Below are 26,076 nucleotides of genomic sequence, written 5' to 3'. Positions count from 1 at the left end.
GGCCTTCTCACTGAAACTTGGCCAGGAAATTTTGGAAAGAGTACTTATGACCGAAACATCGTCAAGCGAAGTCGGCGCCAACACTGAATACGGAGCCGATTCGATCAAGGTCCTGAAGGGTCTTGATGCTGTGCGCAAACGGCCCGGCATGTATATCGGCGATACCGATGACGGCTCCGGTCTGCATCACATGGTCTACGAGGTGGTCGACAACGCCATCGACGAGGCTCTTGCGGGTCATGCCGATCTGGTGACGGTAACGCTCAACGCCGATGGTTCGGTGACGGTAACGGACAACGGACGCGGCATTCCGACTGATATCCATTCTTCCGAGGGCGTTTCCGCCGCGGAAGTCATCATGACCCAGCTTCATGCGGGCGGAAAATTCGACCAGAACTCCTACAAGGTTTCCGGCGGTCTGCATGGCGTGGGCGTTTCGGTCGTAAATGCGCTTTCGGTTTGGCTGAAGCTCAGAATCCGCCGCAATGGCAAGCTGCACGAAATCGGCTTCACCCATGGGGTTGCCGATGCTCCGCTCTCGGTCATTGGCGAATATGAGGGCCGCTCCGGCACGGAAGTCACCTTCCTGGCGAGCCCCGACACCTTCACCATGACGGATTATGATTTTGGTACGCTGGAGCATCGCCTGCGCGAACTGGCGTTTTTGAATTCCGGTGTTCGTATCGTGCTCACCGACAAGCGTCATTCTGATATCAAACAGGAAGAGTTGCTCTACGATGGCGGTCTTGAAGCCTTCGTGCGTTATCTCGACCGGGCCAAGAAACCGCTGGTGGACAAGCCGGTCGCCATTCATGGCGAAAAGGACGGCATCACGGTTGAGGTCGCGCTCTGGTGGAACGACAGCTACCACGAAAATGTGCTCTGCTTCACCAACAACATTCCCCAGCGCGACGGCGGCACCCATATGGCTGGCTTCCGCGCGGCGCTCACGCGTCAGATGACATCCTATGCCGAGACTTCCGGCATCATGAAAAGGGAAAAGGTCAGCTTGCAGGGTGAGGACTGCCGCGAAGGACTGACGGCAATTCTTTCCGTCAAGGTTCCCGACCCCAAGTTTTCTTCGCAGACGAAGGACAAGCTCGTTTCGTCTGAAGTGCGCCCTGTCGTGGAAAGTCTCGTCAATGAGGCCCTGTCCACCTGGCTAGAGGAACATCCGTCCGACGCCAAGATTCTTGTCGGCAAGGTGGTGGAAGCGGCCATTGCCCGTGAAGCCGCCCGCAAGGCGCGCGAACTGACGCGCCGCAAGGGTGCGCTCGATATCGCCTCTCTGCCCGGCAAGCTCGCCGATTGTTCCGAACGCGATCCGGCGAAATCCGAACTCTTCCTCGTCGAGGGTGACTCCGCAGGCGGTTCGGCCAAGCAGGGCCGCTCGCGCGAAACGCAGGCCATCCTGCCACTACGCGGTAAGATCCTGAACGTTGAGCGCGCCCGTTTCGACAAGATGCTGTCCAGCCAGGAAATCGGCACGCTGATCACCGCGCTCGGCACGTCGATCGGCAAGGACGAATTCAACGCAGACAAGCTGCGCTACCACAAGATCATCATCATGACGGATGCTGACGTCGACGGCGCCCACATTCGTACCCTGCTGTTGACCTTCTTCTTCCGCCAGATGCCGGAACTGATCGAGCGTGGCCATCTCTATATCGCCCAGCCGCCGCTTTATAAGGTGACGCGCGGCAAATCCGTGCAGTATCTCAAGGATGAGAAGGCGCTGGAAGAATATCTGATCTCGATGGGCATCGAGGATACGTCGCTGACGCTCGGCTCCGGCGAAGTACGCATCGGCGCTGACCTTCGTGAGGTCATTCTCGATGCGGTGCGCATGCGCACGCTGATCGACGGTCTGCATTCCCGCTACAGCCGCTCCATCGTGGAACAGGCCGCCATTGCGGGTGCCCTGAACCCCGAGCTTTCGGCCGATGCTGCCCGTGCCCAGGAAACCGTTGCCGAAGTGGCCCGGCGTCTGGACATGATCGCGGAAGAAACCGAACGCGGCTGGTCCGGCCTGGTGCTGGAAGATGGCGGCTTGCGCTTCGAGCGCATGGTACGCGGTGTCAAGGAAATCTCGACGCTCGATATGGGCCTGATCGGTTCGGTCGATGCCCGTCATATCGATCAGCTCGCGGCCCGCACGCGCGATATTTACGTCACTCCGCCGGTTCTGCAACGCAAGGACGGCACTATGGAACTGGCCGGACCGCGTGCGCTTCTGGATGCTATTTTCGCCGCCGGCCGCAAGGGTCTTTCCATGCAGCGTTACAAGGGTCTCGGTGAAATGAACGCCGAGCAGCTGTGGGAAACCACACTCGACGCCAATGTACGTTCGCTGCTGCAGGTCAAGGTCAACGATGCCACGGATGCCGACGGCCTGTTTTCGCGCCTGATGGGCGATGAGGTGGAACCGCGCCGCGACTTCATTCAGGAAAATGCGCTCAGCGTTGCCAATCTCGACATTTAATCCTGTGGGACGTCTCGCGTGACGATTCACGTGAAACGAAACTTTAACGAAAGGCCCGGCGGTCAATTTTCCGCCGGGCCTTTTGTCATCTGTGTTGTCGGATATCAATCGGCCTTGCCGCTGAACCGCCCCTTGAAAGCTACGTCCGAAAGGGGGAGGCGCTTGCTGGGCACTTCCCGTTCTGCCAGATCGTCAGGAAGAACAGCCTTGTCGGTCAATGTGCCGATGGCAACTGCGGCCTCCACCTTATATCCATCCGGAACATCAAGCTTTTCCACGATCTGGTCTTTAAATATGCCTGCCATGCCATGGGCGTGGTAACCGAGCAGATGCGCCTGCATGGCGAGTGAAAACCATGCCGCACCGGCATCGAAGGAATGGGTCGCTGAAGGCTTTTTCTCACCCTCTCGTGAAATATTGTGGTCGCGGGAAAGGACGAAGAGCAGCACTGAGGCATTTTTTGCCCAGCGCTGGTTTCCTTCCATCAGCAGTTCCACGAAGAGCGGCCAATCCTCGCTATCTTTGTGCGCGTAGACAAACCGCCACGGTTGCTGGTTGGATGCCGATGGCGCCCAATGCGCGGCATCGAGAATGGTCAGCAGATGCTCGTTTGGCATCGCATCTCCATCGAATGCGCGAGGAGACCAGCGATCGAGGAAGAGTGGATCGACGGGATATTCGGATTGCCGGGAATTGCTATTTGTCACGGGCGTGTCCTTTTGATTGTCGGGAGGGAAAAGGTATTTTTCGAAAGTCGAAGCAGTCAAGGGGTGACAAGTATGAATGTATCGTTCATATATGCATCACCTTGTCTGACAACCGGGAGAGAGTTCCATGAAATTGATGCGCGTTGGCCAGCCTGGCCAGGAAAAACCTGCGATCCTCGACGCGGAAGGAAAAGTCCGCGATCTGTCTGCTCATGTCAAAGACATCGGCGGTGAAGCCATTTCTCCGGAAGGCCTGAAGAAGATTGCCGCCATCGACCTCGGCACTCTTCCCGTAATCTCCGAAGAGCGCATTGGCGCTTGCGTTGCCGGAACCGGAAAATTCATCTGTATCGGCCTCAATTTCTCTGACCACGCCGCTGAAACCGGTGCGACCGTACCGCCGGAACCGGTCATTTTCATGAAGGCGACCTCGGCAATCGTCGGTCCGAACGATAACGTTGTCATTCCGCGCGGTTCTGAGAAGACCGACTGGGAAGTCGAACTCGGCGTCGTCATCGGCAAGACCGCGAAATATGTATCTGAGGCCGATGCTCTCGACTACGTCGCCGGTTATTGCGTTTCGCACGATGTTTCTGAGCGCGCGTTCCAGACGGAGCGTGCCGGACAGTGGACCAAGGGTAAGTCCTGCGACACCTTCGGTCCGATCGGCCCCTGGCTGGTCACGAAGGACGAAATCACCGATCCGCAGAACCTCGGAATGTGGCTGAAGGTCAACGGCCAGACAATGCAGGACGGCTCCAGCAAGACCATGGTTTACGGCGTCGCGCATGTCGTTTCCTATCTCAGCCAGTTCATGTCTCTGCATCCCGGCGACGTCATTTCCACCGGCACGCCTCCCGGCGTCGGCATGGGCCAGAAGCCCCCGCGTTACCTCAAGACCGGCGATGTCGTTGAACTCGGCATTGAAGGCCTCGGTTCCCAGAAACAGACCTTCGTTGCCGACATCTGATTATCAACAAACGTTCAACTGAAATTGAGGCGCCGGAGGGAAACCACCGGCGCCTTCGATTTTGTGCAGTTGCGAAAAGCTGCTATGGTCAAAAAAAGAGCTTGATCCGCGAGGAGGCGTAATCAGTGTTCTACCACCTCTATGAAATGAACCATGCGGCGATGGCGCCACTGCGCGCCGGTGCCGATATGATGCGCCAGGCATGCAGCAATCCTTTGAACCCGCTTTCCAGCACCGCCTTCGGGCGAAGCCTCGATGCAGGCTTTGAGGTATTCGAGCGGCTGACGCGCCGTTACATCAAGCCGGAGTTCGGTTTGGCGACTACCACCGTCGATGACCGGACCGTTGCCGTCACTGAAGAGATCATTTGGTCGCGTCCCTTCTGTAATCTCGTTCATTTCAAAAAAGAACTCGATGCGGCCCGCAAACCAGATCCGAAGGTGTTGCTGGTGGCGCCTATGTCAGGCCACTACGCCACATTGCTGCGGGGAACGGTCGAGGCGCTGCTGCCATCGGCGGATATCTATATCACCGATTGGATCGATGCCCGCATGGTGCCAGTCACCGAAGGGACATTCGATCTCGACGATTACATCAGCTACGTCATCGATATGCTGCGCGAGATCGGGCCCGGCGCCCATGTGGTCGCCGTTTGTCAGCCTTCGGTTCCGGTTCTGGCCGCAGTGTCCCTGATGGAAGCCGATGGTGACGGTTTCGCGCCTGCATCCATGACGCTGATGGGCGGTCCGATCGATACGCGCATCAATCCCACAGCTGTCAACGGTCTGGCCACGGCCAAGCCAATCGAATGGTTCCGCGACAATGTCGTCATGCAGGTACCGTGGCCGCAGCCGGCTTTTGGCCGGAATGTCTATCCCGGCTTTCTGCAATTATCCGGCTTCATGTCCATGAACCTCGACAAGCACATGACGGCACACAAGGATTTCTACCTGAACCTCGTCAAGAACGACGGCGATTCCGCTGAGAAGCATCGCGATTTTTACGATGAATATCTGGCCGTGATGGATTTGACGGCGGAGTTCTACCTGCAGACAGTGGAAACCGTCTTCATCGAACACGCGCTTCCCAAGGGAAACATGCAGCATAGGGGCAGGGCGGTCGATCCCGCTGCCATTCGTAACGTCGCGCTGTTCACCGTGGAAGGCGAAAACGACGATATTTCCGGTGTGGGCCAGACCAAAGCCGCGCACGATCTTTGCCGGAACATCCCCGATGAAAAGCGTGCGCACTACATGCAGCCCGACGTCGGTCACTACGGCGTTTTCAACGGGTCGCGTTTCCGCAAGGAGATTGTGCCGCGCATGGTGGAATTCATCCGCAAGAATCAGACTGTCTAGCGCTGGAAGCCAGGCGATGCCGCGCATTTGCGTGGCCAAGCCGGTGTCGAATCGGCTATGAACAGTCCATGTTTTCGTTCCTCAGAAAATCCGTGAAGTCGCCGGCGCCGAAAAAGGTAGCGCCCAGCCAGCGCACCGTCGAGGTGGCTGGCCGTCATGTGCCAATTACGGTGAAGGAAAACCCGCGCGCCACGCGCATCACCTTGCGCATCGAACCCGGCGGCCGGGCTCTGAAGCTGACGATCCCGATGGGGCTTCACCATGGCCAGGTGGATGATTTTCTCGAAAGGCATCAGGGCTGGATTGAAGGCAAGCTTTCGAAAATCACCCCAGATGACGGTTTGCGTCATGGTGCGTCGGTTGATATTCGCGGCGTATCCCATCGTATCCATCACACTGGCAGCCTGCGTGGCCTGACTCATATCTCCAAAGACGAGGACGGCACGGCGGTATTGAAAGTCAGCGGAGCGCCCGAACACCTCCGCAGACGGGTGGCCATGTTTTTGAAAAAGGAAGCGAAGGCTGATCTGGAGAGGCTTGTTGCGGTTCACGCGAGCGCGGCCGGAAAGCCCGTGCGATCCATCAGCATGAAGGACACCCGCAGCCGCTGGGGTTCGTGTTCCCATGATGGAAATCTGAGTTTCTCGTGGCGTATCGTCATGGCTCCGGAAAAGGTCATCGATTATCTCGCAGCCCACGAGGTTGCGCATCTGCGGGAAATGAACCACGGCCCGAAATTCTGGGCCCTGTGCGAAAAACTCTGCCCGCATACGCAGGAAGCCAAGGAATGGCTGAAACGTCACGGCTCTAAACTCCACGCTATCGATTTTGATTGAAAGTGGAGGCGTGCATCGCCATCTGGATTCACGTGAAACATTCCATGGAAAACGGGTGCGATTTGGCTCGACTCTTGTCGCATTTCGTGTCAGGTCGCGGGTATGAAACCGGATATCAAGATTTGCGGATTGAAGACACCGGAAGCGCTGGAGCGTGCCGTCAGGCGCGGCGCCTCCCATGTCGGCTTTATTTTCTTTGAAAAGAGCCCCCGCAACATCGAGCCCGATATCGCCGGCAGGCTGGCGGAAGCCGCCCGTGGCGCCGCAAAGGTTGTCGCCGTTACCGTCAATGCCGACAATGATGATCTGGACGAGATCGTCGATCTGCTGAGACCGGATATTCTGCAATTGCACGGCAGTGAAAGCCCGGAGAGGGTGCTGAACATCAAAGCACTCTACGGACTTCCGGTAATGAAGGCGCTTTCCGTTCGCGACGCCGCTGATCTTGCCAAGATTGATCCCTATATAGGCATAGCCGACCGTTTCCTGCTGGATGCCAAGGCGCCTGCGGGTTCCGATTTGCCGGGAGGCAACGGAGTATCCTTCGACTGGACCATCCTGCGCTCTCTTGACGGAAGTATCGATTACATGCTTTCCGGGGGATTGAACAAGGACAATGTCGCGGAGGCTCTGGCCGAAACCGGAGCTGGCGGACTGGATTTGTCGTCCGGTGTGGAGAGCGCGCCGGGCGTCAAGGATCTTGCGATGATTGATGCATTCTTCGATGTGGTGAATGATTGGTCGAAAGGCCCAAAGGGAGCTTGAAGTGAACGACGCGCCAACACCCAATTCTTTCCGCGCCGGTCCCGATGAGGACGGCCGTTTTGGCATTTACGGAGGCCGCTTCGTTGCCGAAACGCTGATGCCGCTTATTCTGGATTTGCAGGCGGAGTGGGAGAAGGCAAAGACCGATCCCGAATTTCAGGCAGAACTCAAATATCTCGGCGCTCATTATACTGGCCGCCCGAGCCCGCTTTATTTCGCGGAACGCCTGACGGCCGAACTGGGCGGCGCCAAGATCTATTTCAAGCGCGAAGAGCTGAATCACACCGGCTCGCACAAGATCAACAATTGCCTTGGCCAGATCCTGCTTGCCAAGCGCATGGGCAAGACCCGTATCATTGCCGAAACCGGTGCCGGCCAGCACGGCGTTGCCTCGGCGACCGTCGCCGCGCGCTTCGGCCTGCCCTGCGTCGTTTATATGGGCGCGACGGATGTTGCCCGTCAGGCGCCGAATGTTTTCCGCATGAAGCTTCTGGGCGCTGAGGTAAAGCCGGTAACGGCCGGCCACGGCACTCTGAAAGATGCCATGAACGAGGCGCTGCGCGACTGGGTCACCAATGTCGATGACACCTATTACCTGATCGGCACAGCTGCCGGCCCGCATCCCTATCCGGAAATGGTTCGCGATTTCCAGGCCGTCATCGGTGAGGAAGCAAAGGCACAGATGATGGAGGCGGAGGGCCGTCTTCCGGATATGGTCATTGCGGCTGTTGGCGGTGGCTCGAATGCCATCGGCATCTTCCATCCTTTCCTTGATGACAAGAGTGTCCGTATCGTCGGCGTCGAGGCTGGCGGCAGGGGTCTTTCGGGTGAGGAGCATTGCGCTTCGATCACGGCCGGTTCGCCGGGGGTTCTGCACGGAAACCGCACCTACCTTCTTCAGGATGCGGATGGCCAGATCAAGGAAGGCCATTCCATCTCCGCAGGTCTCGATTATCCCGGCATCGGCCCTGAGCATTCCTGGCTGAACGATATCGGCCGCGTGGAATATGTACCGATCATGGACCACGAGGCGCTGGACGCCTTCCAGATGCTGACGCGCCTCGAAGGCATCATTCCCGCTCTGGAGCCAAGTCACGCGCTGGCGGAAGTCATCAAGCGCGCACCGAAGATGGGCAAGGATGAGATCATCCTGATGAATCTCTCGGGTCGTGGGGACAAGGATGTCCACACCGTCAGCAAGTTCCTCGGAATGGAAATGTAAGACCATGACTGCACGTATGGACAAGCGCTTTGCCGATCTGCGCGCTGAAAACCGCCCGGCTCTGATTACCTATTTCATGGGCGGCGACCCGGATTTCGAAACCTCGCTCGGCATCATGAAGGCCCTGCCGGAAGCAGGCGCCGACGTTATCGAGCTCGGCATGCCGTTTTCCGACCCGATGGCGGATGGCCCGGCGATCCAGCTGGCAGGACAGCGCGCGCTGAAAGGCGGCCAGACGCTGAAAACCACGCTCGATCTCGCCCGCGAGTTCCGCAAGGAAGACGACGCGACCCCGATCGTGATGATGGGATATTACAATCCGATCTACATCTACGGCGTCGACAAATTTCTGGACGATGCGTTGGCGGCTGGCGTCGATGGTCTGATCGTGGTCGATCTGCCGCCTGAAATGGATGATGAGCTTTGCGTGCCCGCCTTGGCGCGCGGCGTGAATTTCATCCGTCTCGCCACGCCGACGACGGATGGCAAGCGCTTGCCGACCGTTCTTAAAAATACCTCAGGTTTCGTCTATTACGTATCGATGAACGGTATTACCGGTTCCGCACTGCCCGATCCCTCGTTGATCTCAGGCGCGGTCGGTCGTATCAAGGCGCATACGGAACTGCCGGTTTGCGTCGGTTTTGGTGTCAAGACGGCCGATCATGCCAAAGCGATCGGTGCCGTGGCGGATGGCGTGGTGGTCGGTTCGGCCATCGTCAACCAGATTGCCGGCAGTCTGACGAAGGACGGGCAGGCAACCGCCGATACCGTGCCATCCGTCACGACGCTGGTAAAAGGACTTTCAACGGGCGTGCGTGCGTCGCGCCTTGCCGCTGCGGAATAAGCGCGCGGCCCAGTCAGGAGTAGTCAGTTGAACTGGATCACCAATTACGTACGGCCCCGGATCAATTCCATGCTTGGCCGCCGCCCGGAGGTTCCTGAGAACCTGTGGATCAAGTGCCCGGAAACGGGCGAGATGGTCTTCCACAAGGATCTGGAAGATAACAAGTGGGTCATTCCCGCTTCCGGTTACCACATGAAGATGCCGGCAAAGGCGCGTCTCGTCGATCTTTTCGATGGTGGCGTCTATGAGGCCTTGCCGCAGCCGAAGGTAGCGCAGGATCCGCTGAAGTTCCGCGATTCCAAGAAATACACCGACCGTCTGCGCGACAGCCGCACGAAGACCGAGCAGGAAGATACTATCCTTGCCGGCGTTGGCCTCCTGAAAGGCCTGAAGATCGTTGCCGTTGTGCATGAATTCCAGTTCATGGGCGGTTCTCTCGGCATCGCGGCCGGCGAAGCCATCGTCAAGGCGTTCGAGCGCGCCATTTCCGAGCGTTGCCCGCTGGTCATGTTCCCGGCCTCCGGTGGGGCCCGCATGCAGGAAGGCATTCTGTCACTGATGCAGCTGCCGCGCACCACGGTTGCTGTCAATATGCTGAAAGAAGCAGGCATGCCCTACATCGTGGTTCTGACGAACCCGACGACGGGTGGTGTCACTGCTTCCTACGCCATGCTGGGCGACGTGCATATTGCCGAGCCGGGCGCCGAAATCTGCTTTGCGGGCAAGCGCGTGATCGAACAGACCATTCGCGAAAAGCTGCCTGAAGGCTTCCAGACATCGGAATACCTGCTGGAGCACGGCATGGTGGATATGGTGATCGATCGCCGCGAAATTCCCGATACGCTGGCAAGCCTTCTCAAGATCATGACGAAGGCTCCGGCAGAAGCAAACGCGGTCATTCCGCTTGCGGCTTCGGCCTGACGGAAAAATATGTCGCCCGGAGGCGGGAAGCGCCTTCGGGATGACGTTACACGTTGCATGATTTCATCTCGGGTGCGGCGGACAAATGGCCAATACAACGCCTGAAAGGCGAACAGAAGATATGACGAAGCCCGCAATCGGCGAGGCCGAACAGATCATCGAAAAGCTGATGCAGCTTCACCCCAAGGGTTTTGATCTTTCACTGGACAGAATTTCCCGTCTTCTGGAAAAACTAGGCAGCCCTCAGAAAAGGTTGCCGCCGGTTATTCATGTCGCAGGCACCAACGGCAAGGGTTCGGTTACGGCCTTTTGCCGCGCATTACTGGAGGCGGCAGGACTTTCCGTGCACGTTCACACCTCTCCGCATCTCGTGAACTGGCATGAACGTTATCGCATCGGCGTTTCCGGCGAAAAAGGCCGTTATGTCGATGATGCCGTCTTTGCGGATGCGCTGCGCCGCATCGAAGCTGCCAACGGCGGCCAGATGATAACGGTTTTCGAAATTCTGACCGCCGCGATGTTTCTGCTCTTCGCGGAGCATCCGGCAGATGCTGCCGTGGTCGAGGTTGGACTCGGTGGGCGCTTCGATGCGACCAATGTGATCAACAACCCGGCCGTTTCCGTTATCATGCCGATATCGCTCGATCATCAGGCCTATCTCGGCGACCGGGTGGAATTGATTGCCGCTGAAAAGGCCGGCATCATGAAGTCGGGTTCCCCTGTCGTCATTGGTCATCAGCAGTATGATGCGGCGCTGGATACCCTCGTTTCCACGGCTGAGCGTCTTGGTTGCCCGGCATCAGTCTATGGGCAGGATTTTTCCGCCCATGAAGAATTCGGCCGTATGGTCTACCAGGATGAATTCGGCCTGACCGATGCGCCGCTGCCACGTCTTCCCGGTCGCCACCAGCTTGCCAATGCCGCTGCCGCGATCCGGGCCGTCAAGGCTGCCGGTTTTGAGGTGACGGAGCGGATGATCGAAAAGGCCATGACAACAGTGGAATGGCCCGGCCGTCTTCAGCGTGTCCTAACCGGAAAAATCGCTGAAATCGCTCCGAAGGATGCGGAAATCTGGATCGATGGTGGTCACAACCCAGGCGCGGGCGAAGTCATTGCCGAGGCAATGGCGGGGTTTGAAGAAAAGACACCGCGCCCGCTCTTCATCATTGCCGGCATGATCAACACCAAGGATCCGGTGGGTTATTTCAAGGCTTTCGCCGATATCGCGGAGTATGTCTTCACGGTTCCAATCGGCGGTACAGATGCCGCGATCGATCCCGTCGTGCTTGCCCATGCGGCCTTTGATGCCGGTCTGGTTGCGGCACCTACATCTTCGCTGACCGAGGCGCTGGACGAGCTATCGCGTCGCTTCGATCCCGAAGGGCCGCCGCCGCGCATCCTGATTGGCGGCTCGCTTTATCTTGCCGGAAACGCGCTTGCATTGAACGGTACGGCTCCCGAATAAAAAAGCCCGGCATCGCTGCCGGGCTTTTCTTTATTCCATGGAAAATTGCTTACGCGGCGCCGGAAATCCAGGCCGAAAGCGCTGTCTTGGGCGCAGCGCCGACCTTGATGTCAGCCACTTCGCCGCTCTTGAAGATGGCAAGAGTCGGGATGGAGCGAACGCCGAACTGGGCAGCCAGTTCCGGGTTTTCGTCGATGTTGAGCTTTGCGACCTTGACCTTGCCGGCAAGCTCGGACGAAATTTCTTCAAGGCTCGGCGCGATCATTTTGCACGGACCGCACCATTCGGCCCAGAAATCCACCACGACGGGTTCGGAGGATTCGAGGACTTCGGACTGGAAGTTGGCGGCGTCGACTTTTACGGTAGCCATATCTGGCTCTCCTTTCAGTGAATCTTTTCCACTATCGATGTGATGCGGGCGCGTCGAAATTTCAATGCCCCGGTATCTCACTTTGTCTTTATTGCGGCAAGGGCTTGCATCATGGCATCGTCACCAACCGTCATAAAAGCGGCATTTTCCGTATAAATCAGCGCGCAGACAAATTCCTTGCCGGGATAAAGCGGTGACAGAATTTCGCGATAGATGGCAAGCTGTGCCGTGTGGGAGAAGGGTATCTCGTGCGCGTCGCGCGGCGGAACTCGGTTCGTCTTGTAATCGACCAGAATGACGCGGTCGCCATCCACTGCCAGCCGGTCGATACGGCCGGAAACCGCATAATGCTGCCTGCCGATCGTCATGGTCCCCATAGTGGAAACTTCTGCGCGGCTATTGGGCGAAAATGCCGGCTGCACCGCTGGTTCGGACATGACCCGCAAAACCGCCCGTATCAGATGTTCGCGCTCGGCAGTCGGCCAGAACCGTGCGGCGCGTTCGGCATAGCGGCGGGCTGCCTCTTCCCGCTCACTCTCGGCAAAATCCGGCAGGGCCTGCAGCATGCGATGCACCAACCGACCGCGTTGCAATGCCAGTGAGGAGACATCGGCTTTTTCGCCGAAAAGCGGCGAACGCACAGCAAGATCGTCCGCACCGTCATCAATGATGGTGCCCGCGCCGGAAGGGCTGAGTGGCCTCGGCAATGATGGCAGGGCGGGCAAGGGGGTAAGAAGCCCCGCCGGGAGAGCATATTCTTCTTGCGTCTGTGGTTCAGGCAGCCTTTTCGGAGCGGGGGTCGAACGAGCATCGGACTTGCGCCAGACAAGCCCCTGCCACTCTTCACCATCGGCCATAAACTGTTGCGGTTGGCAGTGCTTTTCATTGTCGGCGAGTGCTGCCTTGACGATGGCGTGCCAGCATTCGGGATTTTCCTTCTGGCCGCGATAACCGCAAACGACCAGATGATCGGCGGCACGTGTCATCGCCACATAAAGCAGCCGGCGATATTCGTCTTCCGCGGCCGTCTTCAGGCGTTCCTCATCGGCGCGAATGAGATGATTGGAAAAACCGCTGCCAGGCAGCCAGACGGGGAAGGCGTCCCCGTCTGCTTCGACGAAGCGCAGTTTAGGGACATGGCTGTGGTTGAAGGCCTTCGAACCGCCATCGACCACAAAAACGACCGGCGCTTCAAGACCCTTGGAGGCGTGCACGGTCATGATCCGCACTTCACCGCGATCCTTGTCCTGTTCGCGTTTCACCTCCGGCGAATCCGTTTCCAGAACGGATAGGAAGGCTTGCAGGCCGGGCAAGCCGGTCCTTTCATGGTCAAGCGCAAAGGACAGGAACTCGTCCAGAACATCGCTCGCCTCGTTGCCGAGACGACCCAGGAATTTTTTGCGCCCGTCATGCAGGGTCAGAACCGCAGCGAAGAAATCATGCACCGTTGCCGTTTTCGAAAGCCCGATAAAGTTCTTAAGCTTGTTGGCGACTGCGAAGAAGCGGCTGTTCTCGTCTTGCGAAAGCGTCTGCAATCTTTGCCACACGCTCTCCGTATCGGATCGCGTGGCAGCGACATCGAAAACATCGTCTTCGGAGAGATTGAAAAGCGGGCTTTTCAACAGCGCGGCCAGAGAAAGGTCATCCTCAGGCAGCACGACAAAACGGCCAAGCGCCAGAAGGTCCTGCACGGCGATGTGATCGGTCAGGCGAAGACGGTCGGCACCGGCGACTGGAATATTCTTGCGCCGTTTCAGCTCACGGGTCAGCGCATTGACGAAAGCATGGCGTTTTCTGACCAACACAAGAATATCGCCGGGCTCAATAGCGCGTTCCACGCCCTTTTCGATGATTGTCTGGTTGCCGATCATGCCGGCAATGCGCGCGGCGATCCGGCGGGCAACGATGGTGGCCGGCGCGCTTTCCCGAAGTGCATCGAAAGGTGCCGTCCAGTCTTCTTCGTCCTCGGCGGTTTCCGGCGCCACCATATCCCAGACTTCCACGGTGCCGGGGTGGCCGGCGCGGTTGGAGCGGTGTTCGACTGGCTCGTTATCGGCGCTGAGGCCGCTGGCATTTTTAGGGTCCGAAAAGACCTGATCGACGGCGGCCAGCACATCTTCCGTGGAACGGAAGGACAGCGGCAGGCGGATGCGGTGAAATGCCTGCTCCACCGAATCGACACGCCTTTTGGTCTCGTCGCGCTCCTGCGAAAACCGCTCCGGTCGTGCGCCCTGGAACGAATAGATCGATTGCTTTTCATCACCCACGGCAAAAAGCGTGCGCCGCCCCATGCGGGCGCTCTCGCCGCTGAAGAAGTCCGCCGCCAGCGACTGGATGATCGACCATTGCACAGGGCTGGTATCCTGCGCCTCATCGACGAGAATATGGTCGATACCCTGATCTAGCTTGTAATGCACCCAGGCGCCCGCCGTATCGCGGTTGAGGAGATTGGCGGCGCGCTCGATCAGATCCTCAAAATCGAGCTGGCTTCGCTGCTTTTTCAGATCCTCGAAATCGCCGATCAGTCTCTCAGCCAGAACAAGCGCGCATTTCGTCGCCTCCAGCATTCGCACCAGACGATAGCGGTTGCGACAGGCCACGACATGGTCCCGCGCAAGCGTCAGCGCGTCGACGAGATCGGGTGCGGATTTCTGCATGCCCTTGTTGATGACATAGGCATCGGATTTTTTCTCGCCCTTGGCTGTCAACAGCGCAGCTTCGATGAATTCCATGCGCCGCACGGAATCCGTCTGCCGTTTCGCTTCCCGCAGGGCATAAGCGACATCTATGACGCGCGATCCGCCCACTTCATCGGCAAGCGTCAGATAGGTATCGAGGGAAAGCCCCGAGAGACCTGGCAAGGGCCAGAATGCCGCCGCTGCCGTTTCTTCGGTTTCACCCGCGTCTATCTGCATTGCCTGCCGCAATTGGGCATCGATGCCATCAGCCTGTTTTGCATCGATCAAAAAGGCACGAAGGGCGCTGCGATTGGCGATGATGGCGGTGAGTAGCGATTCGAGCCCGCTTTCGTCCGCCAAATCAAGCACATAAGCGAGAGACTGCGCGAGATCGGTGTCTCCCTCCGTCGAAACCGCCGTTAAAAGCGACCGACGTGCCTCGGCCAGCAGGGTTGTTGCGGCGCGGTCATCAAGGACGGAGAAGTGGCCGGCGACATTGGCCTCCAGCGGGAACTGATGCAACAAGGCTTCGCAGAAGGCGTGGATCGTCTGGATCTTCAGCCCACCGGGCGTTTCCAGCGCCTTGGCGAACAGCCGCCGCGCTTCGGCCAGCTTGATGCGATCCGGCATCTTTCCTTCGATGGCAGCGACGCGATCCCCAAGATCGTTATCCGGCAACGTAGCCCATTCCGCCAGACGGTCGAAAACGCGGCTCGACATTTCGGACGCCGCTGCCTTGGTATAGGTGAGGCACAGAATTGCGGAGGGTCGGCACCCGGCCAGAAGCAGACGGATGACGCGCTGGGTCAGCACATGGGTCTTGCCGGAACCGGCATTGGCCGAAACCCAGGCGGAACTTGCCGGATCGGAGGCGAGCCGCTGCCGATCGCTCGTCCAGTCTATCCAGCTTTGCGGGGTGTCCGTGGCAGGCCCGTGATCGATAGGGTCAATCATCATCGCCGTCTCCCGGTTCTGCCGTCGACCATTCCGAAACGCGGGCGAGGTGGTCATATTCCCCACCGTAGGATTGCTGCTCCTCCGGCACCAGCCGCGAGGCAAAGCCGTTTTCGCCATCACGCAGCGAACGCACGAACTTGGCCAGCTGATCGATTGATTCGGTTGCCAGCTCGATTGCCGATTTCGGTGCTTTTTTGCCACCCCGGTTGGAGTGTTCGTTGTTCACCTGGTCGGCAAAAAAACGGGTACCCGGCCGCAGGCGCACATAGATAAGGTTCTCCGGCGTCTGCGAACCCGCCTCGCGGAAGGCGCCCCGCATCAGTGCTGCCGCTTCCAGCGCGAGCTGCGGGTCGAGCAGCGCGCGCGCCTGATTGACTGAAGGCGCAAGCCCCGTTTTGTAGTCGATAATATCCGCCTGACCGCCGGTCTTGATATCTATGCGGTCGGCGATGCCGGTCAGCCTTATGCCTGCCTCGGGGATTTCCTGTCCGGCACGCGCCTCGAAAAAGCTGCGGCGGATGGATGGATGTCGTTCTTTCTCCCAGTCGATAAAGGCGCGTGCCACCGCCTCGAATCGCGGGCGCCAGATGACATCGACATGTGCAGGAAGATCTTCCGCGTCGAAACTTTCATCCAGAATACGCTGCATGGCCTCGAGCGATGCCGGTGTGCCGGGAATATGCCCCTCGCGGGAATAGCGCTCGATGATTGCATGATAGAGCGTGCCACGGTCGGCGGCATTGGGATCGCGGTTGAAGCCATCAAGCGGGTTGAGCTTCAGGATACGCCGCGCGTAGATCGAATAGGGGTCACGGCGCAGCCTGCCCACTTCGCTGAAGGAATAGCTCTTCGGCTGCAAGTCAGCCGGCGGTTTGGGGGCAGGGCGCTTTGCTGCTTCCTGGTCGATGCTCGCATCCATCAGTGCCGCCCAGTGGCGATAGGTCTCGCCGCGCTTCTTCAGCTGGTCGGCAAAATCCTCGCCGCCGAGTGCCAGCAACCGTTGCAGCCAGCGCGATGCGACTGCGGGTGTCGAGCCCTGTCTGAGCGCGCGGCTGTAGAAAATCTGCCGTGTCCCGTTCGCCATCTCGAAATCGTGCGCCAGCTGGCCGATGCGCCGTTCCGGCGGTTCCAGGCCGATGGCTGTCTTCATGTTGCGGGACAGAAACGGGTTGTTTGCCGTCTGGCCCGGCCAAAGCCCTTCATTGAGACCGCCGATCACGACAGTGTCGACGCTTTGCAGTCGTGCCTCAAGGGCACCGAAAATGAAAATGCGCGGATGGCGCATGGATCGCGGCTTGATCGATTCGCCAGCAACCAGTGCCGCGAAGATATCAGCCCATTGCGGACCATCCGCATCAAGGATTTCGCCGCTTTCCATCAATTCGCCAAACAGGCCGGAAAGCTTGTCGCCTGCCTCGCCGGACCAGAGAGTGGCAAGATCGTTGTTGTCATCCGCGCAGATGGCTTCGATCACCCGGCCCGTCCGCTCGGCCCAATCGGAAAGCGGCAATTTGTCCGTGAAAGACCGGCCTGAGCGGTCGCGACGAACGAATGCGCTGCCAAGCGGCTCTGTCGAAACGGCGATCCGGCGTGCCAGATCGCGCGCGGCGTCTACGCTTCCCTCAGGCAGTGCCAGCCTCCAGGCAGGCGGATGCCGGTCATCGCGCTGTGCCGCCAGTTGCGCATCGAGAACCGCCTCCAGATTGCCGATTTCGGTTTCGACGCGGCCGCCTCTAAGTGCGATCAATTCCAGCGCCTTTGATGCTTTTGTAAAAGCCTCCAGCGAAAGCCCGAAACGGCTGAGCGGATGTTTCAGAAGGGAAATGACCGGCACCGGATCTCCGGGCCTGAGGATAGCTTCCAGTGCGAGTTGCGTCAGTCCGGCCTGCGGCGTGGCGGAAAGCGGCGTACCGGCGGAATCGTCGGCTTCGATACCGAAGCGCTGCAATTCCGTCGCCACGCGCCTGGCCAGTCCGCGATCGGGCGTGATCAGCGCGGCCTGAGACGGGCGGCCAGCGCCCGGCGCTTCAAGCGCCAGCCGCAGCGCCACCGCAATTGCGGTTGCCTCTTCGCGCTCGTTGGCAGCTTCTATCAGGGTCGCTGCCGCAAAAGCATCGTCGAAAAATCCGGGTTGCTTGTCCTCACGCCAGCGGTTCCAGTCACTGGTGGATTTGGCAGGAGCAAGTGCTGCCGAAAAAACCGCCGCGCGTTTTTCAAGATCGCTATCGATAGCGCCAATCTGAACGACATCGTCTCGCATGATATCGAGCTTCTGCAACAGCATGTAGAGCCCGTATTGCGAATGGGTGCGGCTTGAAGGATCGGTAGGGTCCTCGGCAATAGCCTCCCATTGCTCCTCCGGCATCGTGAGATCGAGGCCCGGAAGCACGACGACGCCTTGGGGCAGGGAGGCGACAGAGGCGATAAGGTCTGCTGCTGCCGGAATTGAGCCCGTGGAGCCCGCAACGATGATTGGTCCGGTGTCCGGCAGGTTGGCAAGCCGGTTCGCCTCCGCCCTCAGGATGCCGTTGCGATGTCGGCCTGCGGAAGTTCGATTGAGTTCGGCAAGACGGGCGGGCCAGAACACGCTGGCGATTTTCAGGAAATCCGCCGTCAGTTGCCACCATTGGGCGTGATCGCCGGTATCGAGATGCGCGAGCGCCTCCCATTCCTTTTCTTCCGTATCCATCGCATCGATCACTTCGCCAAGCGCGCGCGCCAGCCATATGGCGTCGGCAGGGCTGGCGGGGGCGACAAGTGGTGAGTCCGAATGGATGGCCCTGATGGCGTCCGGCAGGCTGTTGCGCCATGCCAGAATGAGGCGCGCCAGCTCGATTTGCCGGCCGGTGCCGGAAATCGGCGGCGCCAGATCCATGATCTCAGGATTTTCGATCTCGAAGAAGCCGCTGTCGTCATCGGTTTCGCCGAGCGGCCGGATCAGTGGCAAAATGGCGGAACGGCCGCCCAGAAGATCGACAAACTCTGAGCGCAGCACGCGGGCGGAGCGCCGGGTCGGAACATAGATCGTCACCTTGGCAAGCGAAAGCGGATCCGCAGGGTCGTATTTATAGCCGGCTGTCAGTGTCCCGTCACACAGCGTTTCCGCGAGCGTTTTGAGGAACGGTGTTCCCGCAGCGATCGTCAGGACGCGCTTTGCGTGATGGGTCAAAGTCATGCAGAGCGCTTTTCCCTGTATTGCCGGATGATACTTTCGGCATCGTCTATCGCATCGGGAGTGCCGACGGTGATCCAGTGGCCATCCAGTGAAAGCCCGAAAAGCCGGTCTTTCTCGATGGCGCTGTCGAAATAGATATTCAGGTTGAAAGCATCCCCCGGCGCATCGTCCAGCAGGTGCGAATCCATGGCAATGGCCCCGGCATAAACCACCGGGTTCGTGTCCCCGTCGCGATACCGCGCCAGTCTACCATCCGAAGAGAGGTTGAAATCCCTCTTGCCGTTATGACCGGTGGTACGGTCCATATCGACGCAGAGCATCGCCATATCCATGCGCGTCGCATCGAAGAATTGTGCAAGCTTGCGCAGGTTGCTGACGGCATTCAGCTGCTCGCCAATCCAGAAAAGATCGGCATTCATGACGAAGACGGGACCTGGCTCCAGAAGTTTCAGGCCCTTGGCAAGTCCGCCACCGGAATTCATCAGCTGCGACCGCTCGTCGGAAATCAGGATTTCGGCGTCGGTACGGGTTTCAAGATGGGAGATCATCTGATCGGCATGGTGATGGACGTTGACGACGATCTTCTCGGCGCCGGCCTCGACAAGGGCGTCGAGCGCGTAGTCGATCATCGGTTTGCCGGCGATCTTGACGAGCGGTTTCGGGATCGTATCCGTGATCGGGCGCATCCGGGTGCCGAGCCCGGCGGCCAGCACCATCGCGTTCTTGATCGTCATCGTGGTCAACCGTCTTTCAGTCTTTAAAATTCCATGCCCATATGGACGCACCAGTCTTTGAGCGGTGCAAGTTCGGGATGCGAAAGCGCTGCGGAAAGATAGCGAAACGTCCTTGGCATATGTTTCATATAACCGGGTTTGCCATCGCGTTCCAACAGCCTTACCCAGATACCGGCCAGTTTGCAGTTGCGCTGCGCCGACATGATGGCGAAAGCCTTGAGAAAGGACGCCTCATCGAAGGACGGCTCGTCTCGTCTAATGTCGAGATAGTGCGAAAGCAGGCGTTCCTGCAGTTCGGGCGAAATGGTAACCCGCGCATCCTGCACGATGGAGGCGAGATCGTAGGCCGTCGGGCCGATCATCGCGTCTTGAAAATCGATCAGTCCGACTTGCCGGATGCCTGCATTATGCTCTTGCCAGAGAATGTTGGGCGAATGGAAATCGCGCAGAAGTAGCCCGCTTTCGCAGCCACTGAGCGCGTCTATCAGGCCGTCCCAAAGAGCATAATAGTCACGCTTCTCGGTATCGGACAGTGATTTGCCGCGTTTGTGGGGCAGATACCATTCCACCAGCAGCGACACCTCGATCTTCATCGCCGGTCGATCGAAAGGAGGCACTTCGTAGGTGCTGCCGTCACCAACTGGCAGCTTGCGCGGTGTCGGAGCTTTATGAAGGGCGGCGAGGCAGGCGACGCTTTGCAGATAACGTTCCTCAATCGGCGTTCCGTCGGGCGCAAGCACCCCCTCCCGCCCGAGGTCCTCCAGGAGAAGAATGCCCTGATCGGTATCCGCCGCCAGTATTTCAGGCGCGCGAAAGCCGCTATTTCGCAGATAATTGCCGATCGCCACGAAGGAACGGGCATCCTGGGCAAGATGGGCGATTTCCGCATAGGTCTTGCCATCAGCAACGATCGCACCTCTCAAAGGGCGTCGCCAGTCCATCAGGATAAGGTCCGGACCATCGGTGGAAATGGTCTCATAGGCGCGTGTGGAAGCATCGCCGCTTAGGAAATGGCGGGTCGCATCGCCCTTGCCATTTTTCGCAAGAAAATCGCGAATGGCGAAAACGCGCTCAAGCCGTGCTTTCTGTTTCGCGGGAGCATCGATTACAGCCCGACGCCCGTCACCGGAGTGTTCCAGTCGCAGGCTGATGGTCTGGTTTTGCGGGAGGATTTCGGCGGCGATATCAGGCCACTCGATCAGGCAGATACCGTCTTCCAGCATCTCGTCGATGCCGAGTTCGTCCAGTTCCGAGACGTCAGACAGTCGGTATAGATCAAGATGGGCAACGGGAATACGTGTTGGATAGGTCTGGATGATCGTGAATGTGGGGCTTGGAACTTCAAGATCACGTGCATCCGCCATCGCCCGGATGAAGGCGCGGGCGAGAGTGGATTTGCCCGCGCCGAGATCTCCGATCAGCGCGAGGCAATCGCCAGCTCCCAAAGCCAGCGCCAGATCTTCGCCTAACCGGATGGTGTCCTTTTCCCCATTGAGGGAAAGGGTGATCGGCAGGATATCGTCACTCATTCTGCGGCGATGGAATGCGGGTGCACACCCGAAGGAATGCGGCAGGTGACGATGGTCCCGTTGCCGGGCCGGCTGTCGATGCTGACAGTGCCGTGATGCAGGCTGACGAAGCTTTCCACGATAGAAAGGCCAAGGCCAGCGCCGGTCCGCCGCCCGCCGTTACCGCGCGTCTCGAAGCGGTCAAACACGGCCTTGAGCATGTCTTCGGGGATACCCGGTCCCTTGTCCGCCACCGAGAACAGGAAGTCACCCTCGCTGCGCTGGCATGAAAGCTGAACGGAAGACCCTTCCGGCGCAAAATTGATTGCATTGGTGAGGAGCTTGATGAGGATCTGCTTCAGGCGCTGGTGATCCGCCACCAGACTGCCGAGATGCGCGGGTGCGACGATCTCGAGCGAAATACCGCTTTCCTGTAGCCGGTCGGCAATCTGCACCGAAACGTCGTCGAGCAATTCGTTGAGATCGTTTTCCGAATAGTTCAGCTGCATGATGCCAGCATCGACGGTCGCGAGATCGAGGATGTCGTTCACGATGGTCAGAAGAACCGAGGAAGAGGTGGAAATATGGTCGAGATATTCCGCCTGCCGGTCCGTCAATTCTCCAATACCCGGGGTCTTCAGGAGATCGGTGAAGCCGATGATATTGGTCAGCGGCGAGCGCAACTCATAAGAGACGTGCTGCACGAAATCGTTCTTCAGCTCGTCGGCCTTGAGCAGTGCGTCGTTCTTTTCCTTGAGCGCCCGCTCGGCCCGCACGCTGTCAGTCATGTTGACGAATGTCAGCATGGTCTGCGCATCCGGCAGCGGAATAATGGCGTAGTCGAGGACCAGGCCGGAGAGCAGCTCCAACGTTCCCTGTCTCGACGGGCGTTCATCGTCAAAGCTGGTGATGAACTGGCTGAAAGAGCGCCAGCCATCCGGCTTGTCGTAGGATTGCGTGCAGGCGGCCTCAACGGCGCGGATATGGGTTCCAGTTTCCGCCTGCTCGGCGGTAACGCCCCAGAGGGCCCTGAATGCCGGGTTGGAAAGGCGAATACGTCCGTCCGCACCAAACACGGCGACACCTTCGGCCAGATGGTCGATGGTTTCGCCCTGCACCTTCACCAAGGTGTTGTAACGCATCTGTAGATCGACCTGTTCGGTCAGGTTCTCGAAGACCCATGTCGCGCCGCCCTGCGGGTGGGCGGTCGCGATAACCCGCAACGTCTGGCCGTTGGGCAGGTGCCACAGATCGGTCTTGGTATCGAGAGAGCGGTAAACGGAGAGTGCCGTCTCTTTCCAGTTTTTCCAGTTCAGCTGCTCGGGCAATTTGCCGGCGGTGCGCAGCCTGTCGAGAAGCTCGGAATTATCTGGGCCGGATTCCAGAAAAACCAGATCGAAGCCCCACAGGGTGGCAAAGGCCTGATTGTAGAATTGCAGCCGCTGCCGGCCGTCGAAAATGGCGACGGGCGTTGCGAGATGATCCAGCGTTTCGGCGTGGCTTTTCAGAACCCGCTTCATTTCCTCGCGGGTGGTTTCCGCTTCGGTGGCATCGATGGCGATGCCTGCAGAACCGCCCGCCGTCTTGATATCGACAACGTCGAAGAAGGTACGGTTTCCGGAAACCACCGTCGAAATGCGATCGTGGTAGGGGGAACTCGGCGTGGCAGCCGCACGTATCTTCTGCCGGGTAACGGTGTTCAGAAGCTCGCGTTTCTCCTGAATGGTCTGTTCGGCATCGCGCGCATCCACAGCGTGCGCATAGGCGTGGTTCACCCATATGAGTTCGCCTTCGCCATTGCGCCGCCAGACGGGCTGTTCGATCGAATCGAGAAGTTCCTGAAAGGTGGAGACCGAGGCGATCAGGCGCTCGCGCTCCACCTGCAATTCGGCCAGTTCGGCGCGCAGGTTGTTGAGGGCGACGAAACGCGCGAAGGCATTGCCGCCGGAAACCCGGCCTTGAACTTCAATGACTTCGCCGCGCTGCGTCTCGATCGTCAGATCGAAACTCTGTGCGTGGCTGCGAAGTTTTTCGAGGGATTTTTCAAGCTGGCTCGCGGATGATGGCTTCAGCCAGCGCCCGAAGGCCAGAAAATCGTGATCCGCCTGCGGTGCGCCCGTCTCTACGGGCAGCTGCCCCAGAAATTCGGGGCGCTTGTCCACGCCGTCCCAGATGACGATGCGCCGGCTCTTGTCGGAGATAAGCGCCTCGTATTTCGCGATCTTGTGGTGGGATTCTGCCAGCGCCTTGCGGTATTCACCGCTCTCCGCCTCGATATTACCGCGCTGGCGCACCAGCCAGACGACGGAAAACAGCGTTGCCGAAAGCATGCCGACAAAAAGCGAATAGGTGATGGTTTCTCCGGATGAAAACAGCCGCGCGCCGGTCTTTGCGACAAGACCGTCCTGCGCCAGCGCCACATTTGCAGAGCCGGCGAGAACCGTGCCGGACATCAGGACGGGAAGCCGCGAAAAGCCTGTCCGCACAGCACTGATCGCCAGCCGGCAACGCGCCATGGCCGCGCCCAATGCCACGCCAGCATGCGTGTTTTCAACGCGTTGAACTGTCTGCTCGCGCAGATCCGAATTGTGAACCGTCATCCCCGGTCTGTCTCCGTCCTATGTGCCGCATCTTCGACAAGACATCCCATTTCGTCCCCGCCGCCCTTTGGCGTGTCCGAATCAAGTTCGATGACAATACCGTCTTCATAAATCTGCGGAAAGGGAGCGCGCAAAAAAGATGCCGCGCGCTTTGTCAAGCGCACGGCATCTACATATTGTGTAATTTCAGTGGATATTAACTATGAAATTAATATCTGTAGTGTTCTGCCTTGAACGGACCCTGCTTCGAGATGCCGATATAATCAGCCTGAAGGTCGGAAAGTTCTGTCAGGCGCACGCCAAGCTTCTCGAGATGAAGGCGTGCGACCTTTTCGTCGAGGTGCTTCGGCAGCACGTAGACTTCGTTCTTGTATTCACCCGGCTTGGTGAAAAGCTCGATCTGGCCCAGCACCTGGTTGGTGAACGACGCCGACATGACGAAGGAAGGGTGACCTGTGGCATTGCCAAGGTTCAGCAGGCGGCCTTCGGACAGCAGGATGATGCGGTTGCCCTTCGGGAACTCGATCATGTCGACCTGCGGCTTGATGTTTGTCCACTTGAGGTTACGCAGCGAAGCGACCTGAATTTCATTGTCGAAATGGCCGATATTGCCGACGATGGCCATGTCCTTCATCTCGCGCATGTGCTCGATGCGGATAACGTCCTTATTGCCGGTGGTGGTGATGAAGATGTCAGCGGAAGACACAACGTCTTCCAGGCGAACGACCTCGAAACCGTCCATGGCGGCCTGAAGCGCGCAGATCGGGTCGATTTCCGTGACCTTCACGCGGGCGCCAGCGCCCTGCAGCGAGGCGGCGGAACCCTTGCCGACATCGCCGTAACCGCAGACCACGGCAACCTTGCCGGCCATCATCACGTCGGTGGCGCGGCGAATGCCGTCTACCAGCGATTCCTTGCAGCCGTATTTGTTGTCGAACTTGGACTTGGTGACGCTGTCGTTAACGTTGATGGCCGGGAAGGGCAGGAGGCCCTTCTTGGCAAGATCGTAGAGACGATGAACGCCTGTCGTCGTTTCTTCCGTCACGCCCTTCAGCGCGTCACGCTGCTTGGTGAACCAGCCGGGGGAAGCCTTGAGGCGCTTGTTGATCTGCGCGAAAAGAATTTCCTCTTCTTCCGAACCGGGGTTGGAAAGAACGTCCTCACCGGCTTCGGCGCGCGCGCCGAGCAGAATGTACATGGTGGCATCGCCGCCATCATCGAGGATCATGTTGGAGAGGCCGCCATCGGTCCACTGGAAGATCTTGTCGGTATATTCCCAATATTCCGTCAGGCTCTCACCCTTTACCGCGAAAACAGGAATGCCGGCCGCTGCAATAGCTGCTGCGGCATGGTCCTGCGTCGAGAAGATGTTGCAGGACGCCCAGCGGATGTCCGCGCCCAGTTCCTTCAGCGTCTCGATGAGGACACCGGTCTGGATCGTCATGTGAAGAGAACCGGTAATACGTGCGCCCTTCAGGGGCTTGCTCTCGCCGAATTCCTTGCGGCAGGACATAAGGCCAGGCATTTCGGTTTCGGCGATGTCCAGTTCCTTGCGGCCGAATGCGGCAAGGTTGATATCGGCGATGATGTAGTCCTTCTCAAGGCTCATGAAGTTCTCCAGATCAGAAATGCCATGCCTGCTGGCCCGGCTTTTAAACGTAGCAGCGGTTTAGCAGGCCAAAAACGATCTGGCAATAACGATATAAAGAAGTCTTTATGTCTTTATATGGAGGTGGGGTCAGGCTTCTTCGCCGAAGCGGTCGGCAACAAGTGCCTCGAGTGCGGCGAGCGCCTCTTCCGCCTGGTTGCCGCTCGCCTCGACATAGACACTGCATCCCGGGCTGGCCGCCAGCATCATCAGACCCATGATGGAGGTGCCGCCAACGGTCATTCCGTCCTTCGACACCGTAATCGTCGCGTCGAAACCCTCGACCATCTGCACGAATTTTGCAGATGCCCGGGCGTGGAGACCGCGCTTGTTGATGATCGGCAATTCCCGGGAGTGAGGCGACATGGGGCTGACTTCTTATTTGCCGCTTAAAACGCGGCTGGCGACGTTGATGTATTTGCGACCGGCGTCGGATGCGTCCTGGAGCGCCTTGTCCATGTTGTCTTCGCTGCGAACGCCTGCGAGTTTTATCAGCATGGGAAGATTGACCCCGGCGATGACTTCGACATTGCCGTTGTTCATGACGGAGATGGCAAGATTGGACGGTGTGCCACCGAACATATCCGTCAGAATAATGACGCCATTTCCATCATTGACGCGCGTAACGGCGTCGATGATATCCTGCCGGCGCTGATCCATGTCGTCTTCGGGACCGATACAAACCGTCTCGATCAATTTCTGGGGACCGACGACATGCTCCAACGCATGGCGAAACTCCTCAGCCAGCTTGCCATGGGTGACAAGCACTAGTCCGATCATGAAATGCTCCCTTGCACACGCACTCTCATTGCCGACTATCGCAACGCGGCAATCCT

The 26,076-nt window shown here is 58.7% G+C and carries 19 protein-coding genes; 9 read left to right on the top strand and 10 right to left on the bottom strand.

Features of this window, described 5'->3' with window-relative positions; all coding sequences use genetic code 11:
- Window positions 1-46: 46 nt before the first annotated feature.
- Window positions 47-2,482, top strand: a complete 2,436-nt coding sequence (gene gyrB / locus ACQZ6D_RS23560; RefSeq protein WP_013635179.1) for a DNA topoisomerase (ATP-hydrolyzing) subunit B — start codon at window positions 47-49, stop codon at window positions 2,480-2,482.
- Window positions 2,483-2,586: 104 nt separating this feature from the next.
- Here the strand turns inward: gyrB and ACQZ6D_RS23555 are convergent, their stop codons facing one another.
- Window positions 2,587-3,189, bottom strand: coding sequence for a nitroreductase family protein (locus ACQZ6D_RS23555; protein WP_111790434.1), 603 nt, complete (start codon window positions 3,187-3,189; stop codon window positions 2,587-2,589).
- A 127-nt stretch (window positions 3,190-3,316) separates the two neighbouring features.
- Between ACQZ6D_RS23555 and ACQZ6D_RS23550 the strand changes: the two genes are divergently transcribed.
- The 8 genes from ACQZ6D_RS23550 (at window position 3,317) to ACQZ6D_RS23515 (ending at window position 11,570) form a co-directional block, all read left to right on the top strand.
- Window positions 3,317-4,159 carry a fumarylacetoacetate hydrolase family protein gene (locus tag ACQZ6D_RS23550; RefSeq protein ID WP_019565943.1) on the top strand — a complete coding sequence of 281 codons (843 nt, stop codon included), beginning with the start codon at window positions 3,317-3,319 and terminating at the stop codon, window positions 4,157-4,159.
- A 125-nt stretch (window positions 4,160-4,284) separates the two neighbouring features.
- On the top strand, window positions 4,285-5,517 hold the full coding sequence (locus ACQZ6D_RS23545) for a polyhydroxyalkanoate depolymerase (protein WP_019565942.1): 1,233 nt from the start codon (window positions 4,285-4,287) through the stop codon (window positions 5,515-5,517).
- A gap of 68 nt (window positions 5,518-5,585) precedes the next feature.
- Complete coding sequence (locus ACQZ6D_RS23540) at window positions 5,586-6,353, top strand: M48 family metallopeptidase (RefSeq protein WP_013635183.1); 768 nt, start codon at window positions 5,586-5,588, stop codon at window positions 6,351-6,353.
- 102 nt (window positions 6,354-6,455) lie between these two features.
- Window positions 6,456-7,118, top strand: coding sequence for a phosphoribosylanthranilate isomerase (locus tag ACQZ6D_RS23535; protein ID WP_038489227.1), 663 nt, complete (start codon window positions 6,456-6,458; stop codon window positions 7,116-7,118).
- Between the two features lies 1 nt (window position 7,119).
- Entirely contained in the window at window positions 7,120-8,340 is a 1,221-nt protein-coding gene (gene trpB, locus ACQZ6D_RS23530) for a tryptophan synthase subunit beta (protein WP_448730132.1), read from the top strand.
- 4 nt (window positions 8,341-8,344) lie between these two features.
- Window positions 8,345-9,184, top strand: coding sequence for a tryptophan synthase subunit alpha (gene trpA / locus ACQZ6D_RS23525; RefSeq protein WP_003516338.1), 840 nt, complete (start codon window positions 8,345-8,347; stop codon window positions 9,182-9,184).
- A gap of 27 nt (window positions 9,185-9,211) precedes the next feature.
- Complete coding sequence (accD, locus tag ACQZ6D_RS23520; protein ID WP_013635186.1) at window positions 9,212-10,105, top strand: acetyl-CoA carboxylase, carboxyltransferase subunit beta; 894 nt, start codon at window positions 9,212-9,214, stop codon at window positions 10,103-10,105.
- An 85-nt stretch (window positions 10,106-10,190) separates the two neighbouring features.
- Window positions 10,191-11,570 (top strand): bifunctional folylpolyglutamate synthase/dihydrofolate synthase, encoded by a 1,380-nt coding sequence (locus ACQZ6D_RS23515; RefSeq protein WP_174002930.1) that lies wholly within the window; start codon window positions 10,191-10,193, stop codon window positions 11,568-11,570.
- 49 nt (window positions 11,571-11,619) lie between these two features.
- Here the strand turns inward: ACQZ6D_RS23515 and trxA are convergent, their stop codons facing one another.
- The 9 genes from trxA to ACQZ6D_RS23470 all read right to left on the bottom strand — a co-directional run bounded on the left by trxA (window position 11,620) and on the right by ACQZ6D_RS23470 (window position 26,020).
- On the bottom strand, window positions 11,620-11,940 hold the full coding sequence (gene trxA, locus ACQZ6D_RS23510) for a thioredoxin (RefSeq protein WP_003516334.1): 321 nt from the start codon (window positions 11,938-11,940) through the stop codon (window positions 11,620-11,622).
- A gap of 77 nt (window positions 11,941-12,017) precedes the next feature.
- Entirely contained in the window at window positions 12,018-15,575 is a 3,558-nt protein-coding gene (gene addA / locus ACQZ6D_RS23505) for a double-strand break repair helicase AddA (protein ID WP_448730131.1), read from the bottom strand.
- A complete protein-coding gene (gene addB, locus ACQZ6D_RS23500) occupies window positions 15,565-18,750 on the bottom strand; it encodes a double-strand break repair protein AddB (RefSeq protein WP_065705039.1) in 3,186 nt (1,061 codons plus the stop codon). Before addB ends, addA begins: the two co-directional genes overlap by 11 nt.
- Window positions 18,747-19,484 (bottom strand): nucleotidyltransferase family protein, encoded by a 738-nt coding sequence (locus ACQZ6D_RS23495; protein WP_065705241.1) that lies wholly within the window; start codon window positions 19,482-19,484, stop codon window positions 18,747-18,749. The genes addB and ACQZ6D_RS23495 overlap by 4 nt, the downstream gene beginning before the upstream one ends.
- A 23-nt stretch (window positions 19,485-19,507) precedes the next feature.
- Entirely contained in the window at window positions 19,508-21,013 is a 1,506-nt protein-coding gene (gene tsaE / locus ACQZ6D_RS23490) for a tRNA (adenosine(37)-N6)-threonylcarbamoyltransferase complex ATPase subunit type 1 TsaE (RefSeq protein ID WP_065705037.1), read from the bottom strand.
- The gene (locus ACQZ6D_RS23485; protein WP_003516327.1) at window positions 21,010-23,592 is read right to left on the bottom strand and encodes a sensor histidine kinase; all 2,583 of its coding nucleotides are present in this window, start codon (window positions 23,590-23,592) and stop codon (window positions 21,010-21,012) included. Before ACQZ6D_RS23485 ends, tsaE begins: the two co-directional genes overlap by 4 nt.
- Window positions 23,593-23,800: 208 nt before the next feature.
- Window positions 23,801-25,201, bottom strand: a complete 1,401-nt coding sequence (ahcY, locus tag ACQZ6D_RS23480; protein ID WP_003516323.1) for an adenosylhomocysteinase — start codon at window positions 25,199-25,201, stop codon at window positions 23,801-23,803.
- Window positions 25,202-25,330: 129 nt separating this feature from the next.
- Entirely contained in the window at window positions 25,331-25,606 is a 276-nt protein-coding gene (locus ACQZ6D_RS23475; protein ID WP_003516321.1) for an HPr family phosphocarrier protein, read from the bottom strand.
- A gap of 12 nt (window positions 25,607-25,618) precedes the next feature.
- Window positions 25,619-26,020 carry a PTS sugar transporter subunit IIA gene (locus ACQZ6D_RS23470; RefSeq protein WP_003516318.1) on the bottom strand — a complete coding sequence of 134 codons (402 nt, stop codon included), beginning with the start codon at window positions 26,018-26,020 and terminating at the stop codon, window positions 25,619-25,621.
- Window positions 26,021-26,076: the final 56 nt, after the last annotated feature.

The organism is Agrobacterium sp. 22-3639C2 (assembly GCF_053522105.1).
Note: the sequence above shows the minus strand (reverse complement) of the source record. Positions and strands in the feature narration are given on the sequence as shown.